This is a genomic window from Paraburkholderia sp. SIMBA_030, assembly GCF_046535245.1.
Classification (GTDB): Bacteria; Pseudomonadota; Gammaproteobacteria; order Burkholderiales; family Burkholderiaceae; genus Paraburkholderia.
On the sequence record NZ_JAWRXB010000010.1, the window covers coordinates 78,181 to 97,035 of the forward strand.

The window sequence follows — 18,855 nt, forward strand, 5'->3', positions numbered from 1 at the left end:
CCCGCGTGGTCGTGCTGGAGAGCGACGTGCAATGGCACGGTCGTGATCGGCGGCGCGCTCGAATGCACCGCCGATATGAAAGCCAGGCAGTGCGTGCTCGATTTTCCGCAGTTGGGCAAAAGCGCGCGTACGGTCACGGATCTGTTTCCGCATTTGCGGCACGTCGTGGTCAATCGCGCATGGGCCGGTATCGAAGGTTTCATGCCCGATGGCATTCCGGTGATTTCCCGCAGCGGCACGCATGACGGTCTCGTGCACGCGTTCGGTTTCTCCGCGCATGGGTTCGAACTCGGACCGATTGTCGGCAGCGTGGTGGCCGATCTGGTGTGCGATGGACGCAGCACGCACGACATCGACGCATTCCGGATTGGACGCTTCGCGGCGGCGGCGCGGATTTAGTCGCTTCCATAAACTGAGCCGTGATATCCCGGCCATGGGAATTGCGATCAAGACATCCTTTCAGACGGCGATAGCGGTTATAGAAGCAGACGTTCGAGCTGCTTCGATACGGGTCCCATCCGTGCGACAATTTCAGGCGGATCGTGCGCCAGACCTCTCGCGCAAGCCGGCGAAGGGCAGCAGAAACGCGCCGTCCCATCTATTGAAAAACTTTCCAGCGGGAGCCAATCGTGATCAGCGTACCAGTCGAGGCCACAGCGCCGGGCGATACGGCTGTGTTTGTGGCGCGTCAACCGATCATGGATCGGACGGGTCGCGTTGTCGCGTACGAACTTCTGTTCAGGGATGGACCGACCGGGGTGGCCCGGATCGACGACGACCTGCGCTGTACGACAGCGGTGGTGGAGCGCGCGGTGGGTTCGATCGGTCTCGAGCGGCTTGTCGGGAACAAGGCCGCTTTCCTCAACTGCCCACATGATTTTCTGTTCTCGGACTACCCCGATGTGCTGCCGGCGTCGCGTTTCGTGCTGGAGATCCTGGAGTCGGTCGAACCGAGTTCGGTCCTCTCGCGACGATGCAGCGAATTACGAGGTGCGGGTTTCCAGCTGGCACTGGACGACGTCCGGACCATGACCGACGATATCCGGTGGTTTCTTCCGTGCGTCGACATCGTCAAGATCGACTGGCCGTTCGTGGAGCGTGCCGAGTTACCGGAACTGGTCGGCCAGCTCAAACGGGCGGGAAAGGTCGTGCTCGCGGAGAAGGTCGAGTACGCAGAGGATGCGGAGCTTGCACGGCAACTCGGTTGTGATTTGCTGCAGGGCTATTATTTCGCGAAGCCGCAGATTCTTTCCGGGAAGCGCTCGATGCCTCCGGTGAAGGCCATCCTTCAAGTATTCGACCTGGCCGGCAGCGATGCCCCCCTGGGCAGTATTGCCGGCGCGCTGAAAGAGACACCCATGCTGGTCGCTCAACTGTTGCGGCTTGCAAACAGCAGTGAACAGCTTAACGGCAAAACAGAGCGCGTTTCGTCGCTGAAGCAGGCGCTTTCGATAGCCGGCAGCCGCCGGCTGCTGCATTGGTGCGGACTGTTGCTTTACGCTAACCGGGACGGGCTTCCGGTTGAGGAGGATCCGCTCGCATTGCTCGCACAGCGACGGGCACTTTTCATGGAAGCGGCGATCGACGCGATGGCGGACGGACCGCCCTCGCTGGTGGCCACCGCGTATCTTACGGGCATGCTGTCGCTTCTACATGTTGCTTGTCACATGGAGCTTCGTGCCTTTGTCGATGAGTTACCCGTTTCTGATTCCATCCGCGAGGCCATCCTGAACGGCGGCGGCGTACTCGGCGAGTTGCTGTCGATTGCCGCGCTGCTCGAACGGGGCGATGCGGACGCGGCGGCTGCGAGGCTTCAACGGCTGGTGGTCACTCCCGACAAGCTTCAGAAGATCATCGAGTGTTATTGACATGATTCGCTAAGGAACCAGAGCAACAACGCTTTCTTGCATGGCGTGGCACAGTACCGGCAGGTCAGCTTCAGGCGAAGACGAACCAACAGGATTGAAAGTCATGAACGACAAGCGAGATGCAGCGCCGGACAGCACGGCAGCGCGAGTCGCCTTGTGGCGCGCTCTGCATGTCGAGGCCGACCCCCCGCCGCATGTGCTGGAAGACGACATCGGCCTCAAGCTGTTGGCCCCGGACAAGGACTGGCGCGACCGGGGGGACATGGACCCGCAGTTCACGCGGCCCTTTCGCGCCTCGATCGTGGCTCGTGCCCGCTTCATTGAGGATCTGGTCGTGGAACAGGCCGGCCGCGGGCTGAGTCAGTATGTCGTCCTCGGCGCCGGCCTCGACAGCTTCGCACAGCGGAGGCCGGAGATCGCCTCTCGACTCGCGGTGTTCGAGGTCGACCGGCCAGTTCCTCAGGCATGGAAGCGTCAGCGTCTGATCGAGCTCGGTTTCGGCGTCCCGGACTGGCTGCGCTTCGTGCCGGTCGATTTCGAGGCGGGGGGAAGCTGGCGGGACGGGCTCGTGATTGCCGGCTTCGATGACAGCAAGCCGGCAATCGTGGTCTCCACGGGCGTCAGCATGTATCTCACCAGGGATGCGAACGCGGCCACGCTGCGCCAGGTCGGAACCCTTGCCCCAGGATCGACGCTCGCCATGACGTTCCTGCTCCCGCTGGAGCTGGCGGACCCAGAGGTTCGTCCGGGGCTTGAGATGGCGGAGAAGGGCGCGCGAGCAAGCGGGACACCGTTCCTCAGCTTCTTCACCCCGCCGGAGATCCTGGCGCTGGCCCACGAAGCTGGCTTTAGAGAGGCACGGCACGTCTCGGCAGCCGATCTCACCCGGCGCTACTTCGCGGGCAGGACAGATGATCTGCGCCCGCCAAACAATGCGGAGGAACTGCTGGTAGCAAATACATAGCTGCCCGCACACTTTCCGGTCGACATGACCGCACGACACACGCGAGACGAAGCTATAGCTTCATGTTGTTGTACTTTTGGGTACTTTCGCTCGCGTACCCGCAGGCGCATTCTTCTTCAATGTGCTCTGGTTGTAATCGATAGCGGCGCGGACGAGATTTTTTAAAGCACGCGCATCAATCCTGTCGCCCTCGAAAAAATCGATCGCCCGTCTCATGTTGCCTTCGAGGCCCGCGTTGAAGAGCTTGTCAGGATCGGCAAGGCTCGCCCCGTGGGCAAAGGTCAGCTTCACCTTCCCTTTGTGGGCGTTGGCGACCGCGATCATGCCGTCGCGAGACCACACCGGGCTTCCCATCCACTTCCATTCCTCGATTATCTTTGGGTCGGCCTCGAGGATGATCTTGCGGATGCTGGCGAACGTTTTGCCACGCCAGTCTGTGATTTCTGCGATCAGCTGGTCAATACGTTCCGATGGATTCATTGGATCTTTTCGCATTGAATTCCGGTCTCGTTTCATGCGACCACAATGTGGTGCGGGCGGGCGCCGTTTCAGCAGGACCTAGATTACTGCCGGGATAGGTATGAGGCAAGCAGGAACGTGGAGCGCCGCAACGATTCCTGTCCTTACCAAGATAGGGAATATCGTTCGATATCGCACAAAAGATCATCCTGCCGTCCGGCTAGGATCGGAACACTTTCGCGGCTGGCGTTTGTTCAAGCTTTGCCGCTGGACAAGCCGATAGCCTCAACAGTCCTGAATATTCGCATTAGGCGCGGACGGAACAGCTAGACACGCTGTGCGATCGGTCAGCACCAAATGCATTTGAGTGGCCGCTTTTCGCAAGTTTGAGTACCTCTTCAGGGTCAAAAACTGAGGCGGTCGTCATCCGTCTCAGTGCGGCCAGCGGACCCCGCAGTGTCGATCGTTGACAACTGGTATCGTGTTAGACCGAACCAACGGAGCGTGCGATGAACAAATCGAAGAAATTCGCTCTTCTTGCCTTGGTATTCACGGTATGGGGTCTGTATAAATTGTTTGTCGTCTTTCAGGACGCGCAAACTGGTTGTATCCAGTTCCGAACTCATCAGACATGCAGCTTTGAAAATGCGGCGAATTTTCAAAGCTTGCTCGATCTCGAACTGATGTTCGCGTGCGGTTGGGCTGCGGGTGCGGTAGTCTGCTGGATGGTCGCTGCACAGGCGAAAAAGAAGGAGCGGTAATCGTCGCACGTCGGCCGAGAGCGGCAAAGTCCTGACGAAGGGTATCGCCAAACTGGTGGCTCAAGGTGACGGAGCAGTCGAAACAATGACCCGCGCTGGTGTTGCCAATATGTCGGACGCAGAACTTATACACCTCCTTTCGATCTATCGCGATCCAGTTCTCGTCAAATACGTGACTACCATGTCGACTCCTGTCGTTCAGACTCAAATTCGCAAGCCACCATGGCCACTGGACTCCGGGTGAGCGCCCTGATCAATCTGGGCCGACACGGGTCCTTGCTCCTTGTTGGATGATCGCGCGGCGGATCAACACTCAGGCGGGAGGCCGATCGCCAGTATCATTCCTTTTTCGTCTTCGGTTGTTGAGGTTGCTGCTGCGGGTCAGGTCCGCGTTGCGTCGGAGCCCTTGTACATGCGTCCGGGGGCGATACATAGCGCACGTCGTCGCAGCAGCACGCATAGACCGGAAATCCGTGCGCGTTCGTGCGGATGATGGTCGTTGGCCCGTGCAGCGGGCACACCGCTTTCATGGCGTCTCCTGAGACTCACCTGTGAACTATCTATCGTACACGCAGCTCGTCACTTCGACACGACCAAACACCGGTTCGGGCGTGTAGCAGCCGATTTTCCCGACCGACGGTGCATGTTAAGCGTACGCTCGACGCCTGCCATTAAATGCTCAACCAATCTGGAGGCAGGCAAGGTCATAGCTGTGCGATCGCGCACGCAGAGTACGAAGCCCCGTCGGCCCATGCTTCTGCAAGTGGAATGACTCCTGGATGCCTTGCCAGTCGTGTGCTTGCCGACCATGCAACAACTTTAGGCTTTCCACAGAAACCATAAAGAGGTATTTTGGAACCTCTATGTTTCCATTCTGGAAATTCAGGATCGGACGGACGTATGCGCGATATCGATCTCAAGACATTGCGGCTGCTGGTGGCCGTCTGCGAGCACCGCAACATGGCGCGTGCCGCTGAGGAAGAACACATCGAACCGTCGGCGATCAGCAAGCGGATCGCACAACTGGAAGCCGACCTCGGCGTGCCTTTGCTCACGCGATCGCGCCGCGGCGTGCAACCCACGCCGGCGGGCATTGCGCTGCTTGAGCACGCGCGTAATGTACTCTTTACGATGGACCGGATCGCGAGCGATGTCGCGGCGTTCGGAAGCGGGCTCAGGGGCAGCGTGAGTGTCTGCGCGTCGGCCTCGGCGATCGCGGAAGCCCTGCTGGATGACATTGCGTCGTTCATGCGAGAGCCCACCAATCAGAACATTCGCGTAGATGTAGAAGAGCGACTGTCTCTCGACCTCGTGCGACATCTGCGTGAGGGGGCCGCGTCTGTGGGGGTGTGCTGGGACAACGTCGATCTTGAAGGATTACAGTATCGGCCGTACCGGCACGACCGCCTGGCATTGGCAGTCCATCCAGGCCATCCGCTGGCGGGCAAGAAGTCGCTCATTTTCGAGCAGACGCTCGACCACGAGCACGTCGGCCTGCCGCCTTCGACCGCCGTTCATACGATGCTCCAGCGTGCGGCTGCGCGCGCTGGGCGTACCGTGTCGTACCGGGTGATCGTATCGAATTTTGACGCAGCGTTTCGCGTGGTCGCGGCAAAACTCGGCATCAGTGTCGTTCCCATTGAGGTCGGCGAGACTTATACGCGTATCCTCGACGTCGAGATCGTTCCGCTTACAGACTCATGGGCGCAACGCAGATTCGTTGTGTGCTTCCGTGACTTCGACATGTTGCAACCTGCGGCGCAGCGCATGGTCGATCACCTCGTGAATCGGGCGGAGCGGGGAGAACCGCAGACTTGACGCTTGCGAGTCAAGCAGCGTGGAAGACGCTTCCTCGAAAAACCACCGTGTTTCGCGCGCTACGAACTCACGTTCGTTGTCCATCGTAATGATGTGATAACAGTCGTCGAGAAAAATCTTTCGTTTAACCGTCGAGCCGATCCGATTGTGGACGAACTCGGCGTTGGCGATGGTCGATGTATCGTCGTCGATCGAGTGTATCAGCAGGCAGTTCGCTTTGATGTGAGGCAATCTTGCCTTGACGTGTTGTGCAAGTGAATGCGCTTCATAGATATGCCGCAAGGAAAGACGCGCGGCGCCGATCTCTGATTCGCCTTTCTGCCGCATGCTCTTCGCGACTTTCGCTCTTAGCGCCTTATTTTTCAGGCCGTAAGGCTCTCGTTCGCTGAAAGAGTAGAAATGGCGGAGCGGCGTATGATAGGCGAGATTGAGAAAGCATTGATACCACGGAATGGTCCAGCCGTCGTAAAAGAGCGTGACCGATAGCAGCGACAGCGCAGCGACGTCAGACTCTTCCGCTGCGAGCGCCAGCCCCAACGTGGCGCCGATACACAGTCCCGCAACGGAAACAGTCCGATAGCGTCGGCGCAGTTTGCTGTAGTGTGTCCGCACCTCTGCGAGCCATTCTTTCCACGATGTACAGGGACTGTCCAAGCCATAGCCTTCGATATACGGCGCCAATACCCCGAACCCGCCCTGACTCAAACGTCTGGCGATATAACCCATTTCCTGGGGTGTACCGCGCAATCCGTGCAGCAGTAGCACGGCGTGGTCGTTACCCGCGTAGCTGATATCCGTCGTCAGCGAATTGCGCGCCTTCATGCTGCATCCTCGTTCATCGATCTCATCACAACGTAGTCCCCGTCCGCGGTCGGGAAGGTCTCGACCTGACAGGCCAGATCGCCAAGACGTTTGTTTCTGCGCGGCAGACGCATTTTCAATACGCGACCGGTCGTCTCGCCGGCTGTTTGTAAGTGCAACGCCAGGCGCTTCGCGTCCTCCGGATAGAGCGCCGCCAGCAATCGTTCGGTTTCAGTCCCGGTGTCGCATGAATCGCCATCGAGTTCGCGGCTCAGTAGCTCGCTAACGTATTCGTAACGTGATCCGACTCGCCCGATATACAGCACATTGGCGTGATCCTCGGTAAGGTTGCGCAGCAGGCGATTCGAAATCGATATCGATTTTTCAGCGCGGACCCGGCGTTTTTCTGCGCGTAGCAACATGTCGTGCCGCGACTTCGCCACCTCGGCGATGAGCCGCGCTTCATATTGTGTTCTTCGCAGCCGTTCGATCATCATCAGAAACAGGAGCGTGACGGAGGGAAACGCGAGCATCAGGATTACGTCGTCTTTGTCGAGATAGGCGAGTTCTTCGAAAGGAGGAACGAAGAAATAGTCTGCCAGCGGCCAGCCGAGTATCACAACCACGATCGCCGGGCGAATGCCCAGGTTGAAACCTACAGCCACTGCCGCGATCGTGAAGAACAGCGCAGGCATGTGCGATTCAAGAAATGGATGGAGCAACTCGCGTGCACAAAAAGCGATAGCCGCGGCGCCTACTGCTACCCCGTATGGCCATAGGCCACGTGGTCCCCACCGTTTGGCATTGTTAACCATTTCATACCTTTCTTAGACAAGTGCCTCGACGACGTGTACTGCGTAACATAGCCAATTCCAATGCTCCGAAGATGGCTGCATTAGTCTCGAACTATTGCGCCTTTAGCCTTTGCTAATTGGTCGAAAGCAGCACCGGCCGGCAAATTCGGAAGCTTATTGTGGCCTGCGAAGCCCAGCATATTTGCTTCATTCGTATTGTCAATGTTCACCTCTGAAAACCACGTGGCGAGAAAATGTCCTTTTTGTCATAGAACGCTCGCGCGCGCGGCACCTGGATGCCGAAACGTTGCATACGGCATATACCAGAGCCTCTGGTTTCGACAGGTCTCTCCCAAAGCGGAGATGAAGTCTGCAGTGCGCCTTCATCTGTGCCGGCGATATCCTCCGCTAGCTGTCACAAGCGACGCCGGCTCAAACGCGCTTGGGAATAACTCGCGGTGGCGCCGTTCGTCGACATCCCCGATCCTTCAAGCGGTCCCGGAATCATCACTCAACTATGCGATCGGATCGAAGACAGGAGGCGAGAAATTAGGAGCAGTTTTAATGTGGCTTACAAACCGGTCGACGATTGGAGCCTCACAGCTATTCCAGATCAGACTCGTTTCGATTGAAACGGGCATATCTTCCACCTGCCGATACGCCACACCGGGGCGGGCAAAACGCGCGAAGACCTGGGGCACCCATGCAATGCCCATCCCCGCTGCCACGAGGCTCACGATAGTCTGCATCTCGATAGCCTCCTGCGCGATATGAGGGGTGATCCCCTTCAGGTGGTAGTACGACAGTAATGCATCGAAGAGCGACGGCATAATTTGGCGGGGAAAGATGACAACCGGGTCCGACGCGATGTCTGCGAACGAAACCGACCCACGGTTTGCAAGCCGGTGATTGACCGGAAGCGCAACGAGAAACGGCTCGACCAGCAATGTTAGCGCCGAAAATCCGACCGGCGCAGCGCCCAGAGCGTGCAGGATAAAACCGGCATCCACCTGGTCTGCGCCAAGCGCATCGAGCTGCACATCGAGCGTTGCCTCGCGAAGCTCCAGCAGAACGTCCGGGTTCGCGTGCCGGAAACTACTGACCCAGCCGGGCATCCTGCCATAGGCCACCGTTGAGGCGAAGGCAAGGCGTAGACGGCCGGTCTGTCCTTCCGCAGCCGCCTTGACGATCCTCGGCAGTTCGTCGGAGGCGCGAATCAGGTTCCGTGCATAGGCAAGAAGTGCTTCGCCGCCCGGCGTCAACGTCACCCTTTTCCTGGTGCGATCGAACAACGCCACCTCAAGAGACGCCTCAAGGCTGTGCATCGCCTGCGTAAGCGGAGGTTGCGTCATGTGGAGCCGCTCGGCTGCACGTCGAAAATGTAACTCCTCCGCAACGGCGACGAATTGGCGTAGCTGGCGTATGTCGGTCATTGATATGTGTCGCGTATCAAATATGCGTGTGCAATATATTGGACCCTCCAATTTTGATTCTCAATACTTTTCTCGGCGAGCGGGATTCAAGTCCGCGCCGATGTGCTGCCTGCGTGCCGTCTTTGCTGCAGTTGATTTCAACTAGCTGTCGGTTCGTGCGTTAAACCGTTACCTCGACTTTTGCCAACCTTTCAGGATCTGAAGATGACCAAGCTTTCAAAGGCCGTAGCCGCCCGACGCCGCGCTCTCGCCGCGATGTTGCTTCCCCTGGTTGCGTGGGCAACCATCGGCACTGCGCACGCAGCGTCCCTCGAGGAAATCCAAAAGCGCGGCTACATTGTCGTGGCCACCGAAGACGACTACCGGCCCTTTGAATTCGTCAAGGACGGAAAGCCCACGGGCTTTGACAATGAAATGGTCGATGCACTGCAGAAGTACGCGCCCTTCGAGGTCCGTCATGAAATTTTGCCCTTCACCGGCATCCTCGCCGGCGTCGCGACGGGCAAATACGACATTGCGATCACAGGGGCAACGATGACGAAGGAACGGATGCAATCGCTCGACTTTGCGAGCCCGATTGCGGACGCGACCGACTACTACGTCAAGCGAAAGAACGACGACTCGATCAAGTCGATCAAGGACCTGAGCGGCAAAACCGTCGGTGTTCAGGCCGGCAGCGCGCAACTCGCTCACCTGTCTCAACTGCAGGCACAGATCGAGAGGAGCGGTGGCAAAATGGGCAAGATCGTGCAGTACACCTCGTATCCCGAGGCATACCAGGACCTGGCGCTGGGCCGTACTGACTATGTCGTGAATACGATCGTCAACCTCGCCACGCTCGTCAACCAGAAGCCCGGTGTCTTCGCGCTGGGACAACCTGTAGCCGCTCCGTCGATGGCGGCATGGTCCGTGCAAAAGGGCAATGCCGACCTGCTCGCGTACATTAACCAGTTCATCGCCAAGGAAACGGCAAACGGTACGGTGACGACCCTGCAGAAGAAATGGTTCGGCCAGTCATTCAATCTGCCGGTAACCTTCAAGCCTGAATACTAAGCGAGCATGAGTTACTCCGACGTGCTCTCGATTTTTAGCGGAGCGTTGACCACGCTCCTGCTGTCGGTCGCCGGCATTGCTCTTGGCCTGCCTATCGGACTCGGCCTGGCGTTGCTGCGCTGGGGGCGCGTACCTGCCGTTGCGCGCTTCGTCGCCGTCTACGTGAGTTTGCTGCGGGCTTCCCCGTTGGTCACTCTTCTTCTGCTGCTGTTCTATGGATTGCCCGATATGGGCATTGAAATCGGTCCGATCGCCGCCGGAGTGCTTGCGCTCACGATGAACACGTCGGCGTTCTACTGCGAGATCTGGCGCTCTGCACTCTTCGCCTTTCCGCGGGAACAACTGGAGGCCGCGCGGGCGGTCGGCATGCGGCGAAGCATGTGTCTTCGCCGTATTGTGCTCCCGCAGATCGCACGCACGAGTCTGCCCGCGCTGGTCAACGAAATGTCGCAATTGATCAAGGTCACGCCGGTGCTCGCCATTGTCGGCGTGGTCGATATCACGCGAGCTGCGGTTCGCGTCGGCGCGGACACCTATGATCCGTTGCCGCCGTTCGGCGTCGCCCTTGCGATTTACATACCGATCATCTTCGCGCTCGTCAGCGTTCAGCGCTGGATCGAGCGCAGACAGGCTCGCCTGGAGGCATCGGCGTGATCCACGATTTCAGCATTGTCTGGTTGCACCGCGACCTGCTTTTGTCGGGGCTTGCGAACACCGTCGTTTTGTCGGTGTCGGCCGCATTGAGCGCGCTCGTAATCGGCGCGCTGATTTCGACGGTTCTCGTCCGGCGCGTGCGCACCGCCGGCAATATTGTCCGCGTCCTCATCGACGTCGCACGCTGTACGCCGTTCCTGCTATTTGCCTACGTTATCTACTACGGCCTGCCATCGCTCGGATTGCGTTTCGACAACTGGGGCGCAGGGGTGATGGCATTGATCGCCTACCACTCCGCCTACATGGCCGAAATTCTAGGGTCGGCCTGGCGTTCCCTGCCGCGCGACCCGATCGAAGCGGGCCATGCGTTCGGATATAGCGGCCTGCGTCTCTTTCACCGCATCGTGCTGCCGCCGCTCGCCCTGAATGCCGCACCGGTGATAGGCAACCAGATCATTCAGATCGTCAAGGACAGCGCGTTCCTCACGATCATTGCGCTACCGGAACTCACGCACGCGGCGAGCGCCATTCAGTCACAGTATTTCGTCCCGTTTGCGGCCTTTATCACCGCCATGTTGCTGTATTGGGCGCTTTGCCTCGTCGTCGAAGCCTGCGTATCGGCGCTAGGTCGGATGGCGGAGGCGCGCCGGTGAACATGATGCACTCCCCTACGAAAATGGATGATTCCCACGCCGTTCTGAACATTATTGGACTCTCGAAGAGCTTTGGATCTTTGCAGGTGCTCGACAACGTCAGTTTTAGCGTTGCCGCGGGAGAGACAGTTTGCCTGTTGGGACCATCCGGTTCAGGAAAATCGACGCTGTTGCGCTGCGTTAACTGGCTCGAGCGCCCAGACCAGGGGCGCGTTCTGCTGAATGGAGAACAGGTCGGCATCTCAAACGCCGGCGTCATCATGAGCGACCGCGATCTCGCCAGGATGCGCATGCGCATCGGCATGGTGTTCCAGCATTTCGCGCTGTGGCCCCATCTGACTGTTTTGCAAAATGTGATGGAGGCGCCAGTGCACGTGCAGCGCCGCCCTAAAGATATGGTGCGCGAAGAAGCAGAAGCACTCTTGCGCCGCGTTGGAATGCATGAGAAGAGAGACGCGTTTCCGGCGCGTCTTTCGGGCGGTCAAAAGCAACGGATTGGAATCGCAAGAGCGCTGGCAATGAAACCGGAACTGCTCCTCTTCGATGAACCGACCAGTGCGCTCGATCCCGAACTCGTTGGCGAAGTGCTTGCCGTTATGCGGGATCTCGCAAGCGAGGGTATGACCATGATCGTCGTTACCCACGAAATGGCTTTTGCAAGGGACGCCGCAAGCCGCATTGCCTTTATGGATCGAGGCTCGATTGTCGAAAGCGCGCCGCCTGACGTTTTCTTCTCCGCTCCTGCCACGGAGCGCGCACGCCAATTTCTGCAGCGCTATTCCGCTGCATCCGACCGTTCGTTGGCAACCAGTTGACCACGAGCACTGCTAATCCGCCACGCTAGGATCCCGAGCGATGACATCTACAGAACTGCTGGCATGACTATCCATTCGAATACCCCAATGGCCGAGCGCGAAGCGCATCGAGCTCGCTACGAGGCACTTCGTACCGAAGGGCAAGGCGCATCGGCGCAAGCGCTGCCGCCGCTTACCGCGCGCGATCAACCAGTGCATGACGATACCGTCCTGCACCGCGAACACGTGCCGGGCGGCTGGTACTGGACCACACGTCTGGCGCGTGGCGAAGCGCTGCGCATTGTGAACACGGCGGGCACCTCTGCTGTTTCGATGGTGGCGTGGTGCGAAACGGATCCCTCTGAGCGCCTGAATACCGCGGACACGATGAAAGTCCAGTGGAGCACCGGGCTGCGCAAGGGTCGCGTGATTTATACGGAAATGGGACGGGTAGCGTTCTCCATTGTCGAAGACACCTCCGGCGCCCACGACCCGCTCGTCGGGCCAACCACGAGAGAATCGATGGAGAAGGCACTCGGGGCCTCGGCGGCGAGGAATTCCCGCGATAACTTCTTCCTGGCCGCGGCAAAGCTTGGCTTGGCGCGTCGCGACGTGCCGGCCTGCATCAGCTTTTTCGCGCCAGTGGCGATCGCCGCCGACGGCCGGTTCCTCTGGCATCCCGAGCGGCGGACCCCAGGGGATTTTGTCGACGTTCGCGCGGAAATGGATCTCCTGGTCGTGTTGTCCAACGCCGGCCATCCGCTCGACCCGGCTGTGCAAGCCGTCCCCGCGCCGGTTGATGTGATCCAGTTTGTCGCACCTCAAGTTGGGGTCGACGACCCCTGTCGCCATACCTGCAGGGAAGTCGAACGGGCATTCGAACAAACTGAGCGGCACATCCGCCGCGGGAGCAGATCATGATGGAAACGTCCGCTTTTACCGACCTCGTGCTCGACGTGGTCATACCCGCCCGCTCGCCGTGGTCCCACGTGATGCGTCGCGGACAGAAGATGCGCCTTATCGACATTGAAGGACAGCAGGCAGTCGATGCCCTGTTTTACAGCGCCGTGGATACTGCGCAACGCTACAGCGCACAGGACACGGTGCGCGAGCAGGGATCGGCTTACATAGGATTCGGCACACGGCTCGTATCCAACCAGGGTGTCGTGATGGCGCGGGTTGTCGAAGACAGTTCGGGACGGCATGACACGCTGGCGGGTTGTTGTTCATGCGAGAGCAACGTGGTCCGGTTTGGCGAACCTACCCGCTACCAGCACGCATGTAGGGAGAACTTTGTGCTGGAGCTCGGGCGGTATGGGATGGGCAAGCGGGACATTGCACCCAACGTGAACTTCTTCATGAACGTGCCGATCGACGACGCCGGCAATTTCGCCGTGCTCGACGGCATATCGCCACCGGGAAGCTACATTGATCTGGTTGCAGAGATGGATCTGCTTTGTGTGTTCTCCAATTGTCCGCAGATCAACAACCCTAGCAATGACTTCAACCCGACGCCTGTACGCGTGATGATATGGGACGCCGCTCCACAGCCGGCATAGACGGGTGACATAATCTCACGGCCGTGCGGACGAGTTCGGGCAATCAGGCCGGCGGCCAGTCCGGACTCGTTTATCACTCGAATGACGAAATCGCAAGATAAAAATGATCTATCTGTACTGCTTAGCAAGAAGTAACCAGGGACAAAACACGGCTTTCTTCGCCATGTCTCACCGACGATCGCAGCCAAACGTGCGGGAACTTGAGGCATGAACTCTTCGAAACTCAATGAACTGGACGCATGGCAAGCTGCACGCCTGATAGCGAAACGCGAACTTCGCGCGGTCGATCTGCTGCATGCATGCCTTGACCGGATTACGGAACGCGACGACGAAGTACACGCCTTTGCGCATCTCGATCGCGCTCACGCGCTAGTGCAGGCAAACGCCCTCGATAAGGGCCCCGTGCGTGGGCTGCTGCACGGGCTGCCGATCGGCGTGAAGGACCTGTTCGACACCGTCGATTTCCCTACCAGCTACGGCTCGCCGGTCTACGGCGCGCACCGCCCGAGGGCAGACGCGGCTTCCGTCGCTCTGTGCCGCGAGGCTGGCGCTTTGGTGATGGGAAAGACAGTGACGACAGAATTCGCCTATTTTTATCCCGGAGCCACCCGTAACCCACATGACTTGACGCGTACGCCAGGCGGATCGTCGAGCGGCTCCGCAGCGGCGGTTTCTGACAACATGCTGCCGCTGGCGCTGGGTACTCAGACGGCCGGATCGGTCATCCGGCCCGCCGCGTATTGCGGCGTAGTCGGCTATAAGCCGAGTTCCGGGCGCGTTCCCCGTGCTGGCATCAAGAGCATCTCGGAGGCGCTCGATACGCCGGGAGGATTTGGACGTTGCGTGCGCGACGTGGCGCTGCTCGGTGCTGTGCTCACCGGCGACGCGCGGCTCAGTACCAGTCCGGACGACTCAGCCGCACCACGCATTGGCCTGTGCCGGACGCCTGAGTGGGCCTATGCAGAAGCGGACACGCAACGTGCGTGGGACACGGCGACTGCCGCACTAACGCATGTTGCGCCAGCGCTCGCAGACGTCGCGCTACCGGACGATGTGCCGGATCTGGTGGCGTTACAAAAGGAAGTCATGGCATTCGAAATGTTCCGCGCACTAAGCGTTGAGCGGCTGCATCACCGGGATCAGCTTAGCCTTCAATTGCAGGCTCAACTGGACAGCGGCAGCGTGATTTCCGGTGGCGCACACGCAGCGAACCTCGTGCGTACCGAACGCGCAAGACATCGCATTGACACCCTTTTCGACCGCTTTGACGTGCTGCTCGCGCCCAGTGCTGCGGGTGAAGCGCCAGTTGGCGTCGACGCAACCGGCGATCCGCTGTTTTGCCGCGGCTGGACTTTGCTAGGACTGCCCTGCGTGCATTTGCCGTTCACGCGTGGCAGCAACGGGCTCCCAGTGGGACTGCAGCTAGTCGGCCGCTGGGGCGAGGACCATCGCCTGCTTTCGAGCGCGCAGTGGATTTACGACAGACTGACGCAATGAGCACGGCTCGTAACGCGATTGCCTGTTCTCGCGGCCGCGCACCGTCAACCAGGAAAGTTTATGGTGCGGACCACTCAATAGAAGGAACACGATAGATGCGCGTCCACCTGGAAAATACGACCTCCAAGCCCCGCCCGTTCTGGCTTACACCTGAACTCGTCGACGCCGCCCGCTCGAGCAATGCCGCGCTGCCGGGCGAAGTGCGGTTCACCGTCGGTAGCGATCTGGAAGACTTCGCCAGCAGCTTATCGACTGCGACAGTGCTCGTTACATCGGCGGGCGTCATTTGCGATCCGCGGTTTCCGCGTGGTGATCTGGCCGCGGCTGCGCCCAATCTACGATTCATTCACCTGATCGATGCAGGCGTGGAAGACGTCATGCCGTTGAACTGGCTGCCGGCGAACGTCCAGCTAGTCAACAACAGCGGGGTACACGTAGAGAAGGCACGCGAATTCACGATCATGTCCTTGCTCGCACTCAACGCGCGTCTCCCGGAAATAGTGTGGCACCAGCGGCGGGCGCAGTGGGAGCAGGTTTTTACACCGCTTATTCGAGGAAAGTCTCTCCTGGTAATCGGGCTTGGTGACATGGGGCAGGCAGCAGTGGCGGCTGGCCGCACGCTCGGCATGACAGTCTTTGGCGTACGGCGTTCCGGCATGAGCGTACCCGGCGTCGAGCGTGTTTATTTGCCGAGCCAACTACACGAAGCGGTCAAATTCGCCGACTTTGTCGTGATCGCTACGCCGCTGACTTCCGGTACACGGAACCTCGTCAGCCGTTCGGTATTGGAAGCTGCGAAGCAATCGGCAGCATTGTTGAATATCGGGCGAGCGGACGTTCTGGATCACGGTGCGCTCGTCGACTTGCTAAAGAATGGCCGACTGAGCGGCGCGATATTGGACGTGCTGCCGCAAGAGCCGTTGCCCCCATCGTCACATCTATGGTCCTGCCCGAACCTGATGATCAATCCACATGTAGGTGCGGACGACCCAACCACTTACATGACAGAAACGATGCGATTGCTTTTCGCCAATTTGCAACAACACCTTACCGGTCGGCCGCTTCAAAATGTCGTGGATCGGATGAACGAATACTAGGAGGCTGACCCGCTGCCGTCGAAGGGGCACTTGGTCGACCGGCGGCAGTGGGTCGTGACATGTCCTGCGCATAGCGGAAACTGCCACAGCCCGGCGACAGCGGGCTGTGGCACAAGACATTCATCGTCGGAAGGACAGGCGTTACGCGTCAGATGGATGGAGGCGTCTTGACGGGCAAGCCAGAGGCCGGATCGAGGTAGAGCCTGGTCTCCCGGCGCTCATCGTGGCGGCGGTTGAAGTCGAACATACCCATGATACTGCCCGCCTTCGCGTCGAACGAGCCGCCGCCGATCCGGTTGCCATCGAGCCAGTTGTCTTCGATGAAGCGCACCACTGACGACTGATCGATCAGCGTATGGTCGATGTAGTTCTGTTTCGCCCATGGCGAAATCACAACAAACGGGATGCGGGTACCGGGACCGCACCGGCCGTTCACAGGTTTGCCGTTCAAACCATCGGGTGCAGTACCTGAGCCGCAGATACCTGGGCCGTTCAACTGATCCGCGACCGAGTCGAACGAGGCACTCGTCGGCAGCGCGTATGCGTGGTCGTACCAGCCGTCGGAGTCATCCCATGCCACGATAACGGCCGTGTCACGCCAATCCGGTTGCTGTTGCAGGAAGTTGACGACCTTCGTAACGAACGCCTGCTCGTCAAGCGGATCTGAGTACCCGGCGTGACCGTCCTGATAGGCAGGCGCCTTCAGGAAGCTAACCGCAGGGAAATTTCCAGCTTGAACAGCGCTATAGAAATCGTCGATATCGTACTGGTGATTCGCGGGATCGACGGTCGAGCGATTTGCCCCGTAGGTATGCCCGATGGCCGACACCGAACTGGGGCGCAGATGTTGCGGGTTTGACGTCGACGCGTAGTACTGGAACCAGTTGTGGTGCGGAATGTAGTCGGCCGTGGCGGCACCGATCACTTGTGACGTTGTGCTGCGTTTGCATCCTGTCGTTCCGTTGCTGTTCGTGGTCGACAGATTGAAACCACCCATGAAGCCGCCCCACGTGATGTTGCGCGCGTTGAGCAGGTCGCCGATGTTCCTACCGGCCATCTGCGCGGCATCCGTGGTGCTCGAGCACAGGTCGTAGGCAGGATCGACGTCGTTGATCATCGTGAATCCGCCTTGGCCGTCGTTGACATAATACGAGCCGGCCGTCGAGGGCTGCTTCGACGTCAGGACGACTTTCATGCCATCGGTCTGTCCTGAGACGACTTCGAGCGCACCTGGCGTCGACGGACCATATGTCGATGTATAGGCGTTATCGCTCATTGCGAAGTTCTGCGCATAGTTCCAGAGCGCCGTGACGGTATTGCCGTCGTAGTAACCCATCACCTGCCCAGTCGTGCCGAACGCGCCGGCGCCGCCGCTAGTGCCGTGGCCCGTGTATTTCGGAAAGAGGTCTGCGTTGCCGTTGTCGTATGCCTGCTGCTCAGCCGTGTACGCATGATTCTGGTCGGCTGTGGCCGCCTGCGTGCGATCGAGACGGAACGGATTGGTCGCGCCCGTGCCATTGGCGGAATTCGTATAGTTCGGGTTGGCCGTCAACAACGTGCCGGATAAACCGTTCACCTCCGGCGTGCCGGCTTGCGCTGCAAACGCCGGTTCTCCAGACGGGTTTGCCGCATGCGGGTAGGTCGCGAAGTAGTGATCGAACGATACGTTCTCGCCGTAGATCACTATCAGATGCTTAATGGGTGTGGCTGTATGGACATCATTGCGCCGGGAGTCATGCCGGTCCCCGTCGTGGTCTTCGCTGGCGCTCCATGCAGCCGTCGTCGCGAGCGCGACAGCCGTGAGCGAAATAAAGGCAATCCGATGCCAAAGCATTGTGTGGCTCCCAGTAGTGTTTGTTACCCAAAGATAACCGCGGCGCCCGGGATGGCTTATCTAAACTGCTTCACAACACTGATCCGATCCGACAACAGAGGGGCACGCGGTGGTTGCATTACAACAAGCGCCAATCATTCAATCACGCACGTATGAATGATTGGCGTCAGGAACCTTTCATGTTGTTTCGATTCGCGATCTGCGTATCGGGGCGTCAACTCGATCGTGGCCGGGAAGATCGGTTGAAGGAATGTTGGCAATGCCTGTCATGTTTCAGACAGCCATTGAAGCGGGAAGGGCCGCATGCACGCAATGTGAGTGCGACGCATCCGGCAAAACCCGACCCATAAGCGACCATCGCGCTGCCACTCGAACTGGCGGTTTTCGCTCCGACAACAGCCGTTCGTCAGTCGTCGCAGTTACGCATCTGCCGATCTGCGGCTGCTTGCCGAGGTCGACGCGCGAAACCCGACTGGGCACCCGGAATGAGCATCGGACCGCATGTGCGTTACGTCTCCGGCAATCGGCGTAGCATGAAGTCGTTGTTCGCGAGGGATGGGCCGAAGACAGCCGTCGGCGGCCCTTCAGGTTTAATAATTCACACTGCTGAAATAGATATCGGTGTTGCCAAACGCCTTTGGACACTGGGTGATGACGTTAGGCGCCGTCGCACTGCCCCCCGCCGCCAAAGCAGCGCGATACGCGTCTACTGCAGTGCAGGGGCTGGCGTTACGTGCGTCTGTCCATACGGCGAACACTCGCCCGCCCTGTGAATCGGAGACGGCAGATATCGGTGCCGGGCCATTTGTTCGGCTG

At 59.3% G+C, this 18,855-nt stretch carries 17 protein-coding genes and 1 pseudogene; 13 read left to right on the top strand and 5 right to left on the bottom strand.

The window, feature by feature from the left end:
- Positions 1-36: 36 nt before the first annotated feature.
- The 3 genes and pseudogenes from SB772_RS18395 to SB772_RS18405 form a co-directional block, all read left to right on the top strand.
- Positions 37-399: pseudogene (locus SB772_RS18395) on the top strand (NAD(P)/FAD-dependent oxidoreductase); the annotation flags it as partial.
- A gap of 230 nt (positions 400-629) precedes the next feature.
- On the top strand, positions 630-1,868 hold the full coding sequence (locus SB772_RS18400) for an EAL and HDOD domain-containing protein (RefSeq protein WP_410834648.1): 1,239 nt from the start codon (positions 630-632) through the stop codon (positions 1,866-1,868).
- Between the two features lie 103 nt (positions 1,869-1,971).
- On the top strand, positions 1,972-2,832 hold the full coding sequence (locus tag SB772_RS18405; RefSeq protein ID WP_410834649.1) for a class I SAM-dependent methyltransferase: 861 nt from the start codon (positions 1,972-1,974) through the stop codon (positions 2,830-2,832).
- A gap of 60 nt (positions 2,833-2,892) precedes the next feature.
- On the opposite strand, the gene SB772_RS18410 is transcribed toward SB772_RS18405, so the two are convergent.
- The gene (locus tag SB772_RS18410) at positions 2,893-3,312 is read right to left on the bottom strand and encodes a DUF1801 domain-containing protein (RefSeq protein ID WP_410834851.1); all 420 of its coding nucleotides are present in this window, start codon (positions 3,310-3,312) and stop codon (positions 2,893-2,895) included.
- A 488-nt stretch (positions 3,313-3,800) separates the two neighbouring features.
- On the opposite strand from SB772_RS18410, the gene SB772_RS18415 reads away from it, so the two are divergent.
- On the top strand, positions 3,801-4,052 hold the full coding sequence (locus tag SB772_RS18415; RefSeq protein WP_410834650.1) for a hypothetical protein: 252 nt from the start codon (positions 3,801-3,803) through the stop codon (positions 4,050-4,052).
- Between the two features lie 900 nt (positions 4,053-4,952).
- Positions 4,953-5,870 (top strand): LysR family transcriptional regulator, encoded by a 918-nt coding sequence (locus SB772_RS18420; protein ID WP_410834651.1) that lies wholly within the window; start codon positions 4,953-4,955, stop codon positions 5,868-5,870.
- Here the strand turns inward: SB772_RS18420 and SB772_RS18425 are convergent.
- The 3 genes from SB772_RS18425 to SB772_RS18435 all read right to left on the bottom strand — a co-directional run bounded on the left by SB772_RS18425 (position 5,751) and on the right by SB772_RS18435 (position 8,898).
- Positions 5,751-6,692, bottom strand: coding sequence for an alpha/beta hydrolase (locus SB772_RS18425; RefSeq protein ID WP_410834652.1), 942 nt, complete (start codon positions 6,690-6,692; stop codon positions 5,751-5,753). The two genes, SB772_RS18420 and SB772_RS18425, sit on opposite strands and share 120 nt — an antisense overlap.
- Positions 6,689-7,486, bottom strand: a complete 798-nt coding sequence (locus SB772_RS18430; protein WP_410834653.1) for a DUF4118 domain-containing protein — start codon at positions 7,484-7,486, stop codon at positions 6,689-6,691. Before SB772_RS18430 ends, SB772_RS18425 begins: the two co-directional genes overlap by 4 nt.
- A gap of 494 nt (positions 7,487-7,980) precedes the next feature.
- Positions 7,981-8,898 (bottom strand): LysR family transcriptional regulator, encoded by a 918-nt coding sequence (locus tag SB772_RS18435; protein ID WP_410834654.1) that lies wholly within the window; start codon positions 8,896-8,898, stop codon positions 7,981-7,983.
- 204 nt (positions 8,899-9,102) lie between these two features.
- Here SB772_RS18435 and SB772_RS18440 point away from each other — a divergent pair, with 204 nt between their 5' ends.
- From SB772_RS18440 to SB772_RS18475, 8 genes are all read left to right on the top strand, one after another.
- Positions 9,103-9,951: a transporter substrate-binding domain-containing protein gene (locus tag SB772_RS18440; protein WP_410834655.1), complete on the top strand. Its 849-nt coding sequence runs from the start codon at positions 9,103-9,105 to the stop codon at positions 9,949-9,951.
- Between the two features lie 6 nt (positions 9,952-9,957).
- The gene (locus SB772_RS18445; protein ID WP_410834656.1) at positions 9,958-10,605 is read left to right on the top strand and encodes an amino acid ABC transporter permease; all 648 of its coding nucleotides are present in this window, start codon (positions 9,958-9,960) and stop codon (positions 10,603-10,605) included.
- Positions 10,602-11,258, top strand: coding sequence for an amino acid ABC transporter permease (locus tag SB772_RS18450; protein WP_410834657.1), 657 nt, complete (start codon positions 10,602-10,604; stop codon positions 11,256-11,258). Before SB772_RS18445 ends, SB772_RS18450 begins: the two co-directional genes overlap by 4 nt.
- Positions 11,259-11,260: 2 nt before the next feature.
- Entirely contained in the window at positions 11,261-12,073 is an 813-nt protein-coding gene (locus SB772_RS18455) for an amino acid ABC transporter ATP-binding protein (RefSeq protein WP_410834852.1), read from the top strand.
- 87 nt (positions 12,074-12,160) lie between these two features.
- On the top strand, positions 12,161-12,973 hold the full coding sequence (locus SB772_RS18460) for an urea amidolyase associated protein UAAP1 (RefSeq protein ID WP_410834658.1): 813 nt from the start codon (positions 12,161-12,163) through the stop codon (positions 12,971-12,973).
- Positions 12,970-13,611, top strand: coding sequence for an urea amidolyase associated protein UAAP2 (locus SB772_RS18465; RefSeq protein ID WP_410834659.1), 642 nt, complete (start codon positions 12,970-12,972; stop codon positions 13,609-13,611). The genes SB772_RS18460 and SB772_RS18465 overlap by 4 nt, the downstream gene beginning before the upstream one ends.
- Before the next feature lie 207 nt (positions 13,612-13,818).
- Positions 13,819-15,108 carry an amidase gene (locus SB772_RS18470; RefSeq protein ID WP_410834660.1) on the top strand — a complete coding sequence of 430 codons (1,290 nt, stop codon included), beginning with the start codon at positions 13,819-13,821 and terminating at the stop codon, positions 15,106-15,108.
- Positions 15,109-15,203: 95 nt separating this feature from the next.
- On the top strand, positions 15,204-16,205 hold the full coding sequence (locus SB772_RS18475) for a D-2-hydroxyacid dehydrogenase (RefSeq protein ID WP_410834661.1): 1,002 nt from the start codon (positions 15,204-15,206) through the stop codon (positions 16,203-16,205).
- 148 nt (positions 16,206-16,353) lie between these two features.
- Here the strand turns inward: SB772_RS18475 and SB772_RS18480 are convergent, their stop codons facing one another.
- Positions 16,354-18,039, bottom strand: coding sequence for a phospholipase C (locus SB772_RS18480; protein ID WP_410834662.1), 1,686 nt, complete (start codon positions 18,037-18,039; stop codon positions 16,354-16,356).
- Positions 18,040-18,855: the final 816 nt, after the last annotated feature.

Bases quoted from the DNA above. Each gene is read 5' to 3' on its own strand.
- SB772_RS18440 (WP_410834655.1), top strand. From the start codon at position 9,103: ATGACCAAGCTTTCAAAGGCCGTAGCCGCCCGACGCCGCGCTCTCGCC.
- SB772_RS18405 (WP_410834649.1), top strand. From the start codon at position 1,972: ATGAACGACAAGCGAGATGCAGCGCCGGACAGCACGGCAGCGCGAGTC.
- SB772_RS18420 (WP_410834651.1), top strand. From the start codon at position 4,953: ATGCGCGATATCGATCTCAAGACATTGCGGCTGCTGGTGGCCGTCTGC.
- SB772_RS18465 (WP_410834659.1), top strand. From the start codon at position 12,970: ATGATGGAAACGTCCGCTTTTACCGACCTCGTGCTCGACGTGGTCATA.
- SB772_RS18425 (WP_410834652.1), bottom strand. From the start codon at position 6,692: ATGAAGGCGCGCAATTCGCTGACGACGGATATCAGCTACGCGGGTAAC.
- SB772_RS18470 (WP_410834660.1), top strand. From the start codon at position 13,819: ATGAACTCTTCGAAACTCAATGAACTGGACGCATGGCAAGCTGCACGC.
- SB772_RS18460 (WP_410834658.1), top strand. From the start codon at position 12,161: ATGGCCGAGCGCGAAGCGCATCGAGCTCGCTACGAGGCACTTCGTACC.
- SB772_RS18480 (WP_410834662.1), bottom strand. From the start codon at position 18,039: ATGCTTTGGCATCGGATTGCCTTTATTTCGCTCACGGCTGTCGCGCTC.
- SB772_RS18455 (WP_410834852.1), top strand. From the start codon at position 11,261: ATGATGCACTCCCCTACGAAAATGGATGATTCCCACGCCGTTCTGAAC.
- SB772_RS18475 (WP_410834661.1), top strand. From the start codon at position 15,204: ATGCGCGTCCACCTGGAAAATACGACCTCCAAGCCCCGCCCGTTCTGG.
- SB772_RS18445 (WP_410834656.1), top strand. From the start codon at position 9,958: ATGAGTTACTCCGACGTGCTCTCGATTTTTAGCGGAGCGTTGACCACG.
- SB772_RS18435 (WP_410834654.1), bottom strand. From the start codon at position 8,898: ATGACCGACATACGCCAGCTACGCCAATTCGTCGCCGTTGCGGAGGAG.
- SB772_RS18430 (WP_410834653.1), bottom strand. From the start codon at position 7,486: ATGGTTAACAATGCCAAACGGTGGGGACCACGTGGCCTATGGCCATAC.
- SB772_RS18415 (WP_410834650.1), top strand. From the start codon at position 3,801: ATGAACAAATCGAAGAAATTCGCTCTTCTTGCCTTGGTATTCACGGTA.
- SB772_RS18410 (WP_410834851.1), bottom strand. From the start codon at position 3,312: ATGAATCCATCGGAACGTATTGACCAGCTGATCGCAGAAATCACAGAC.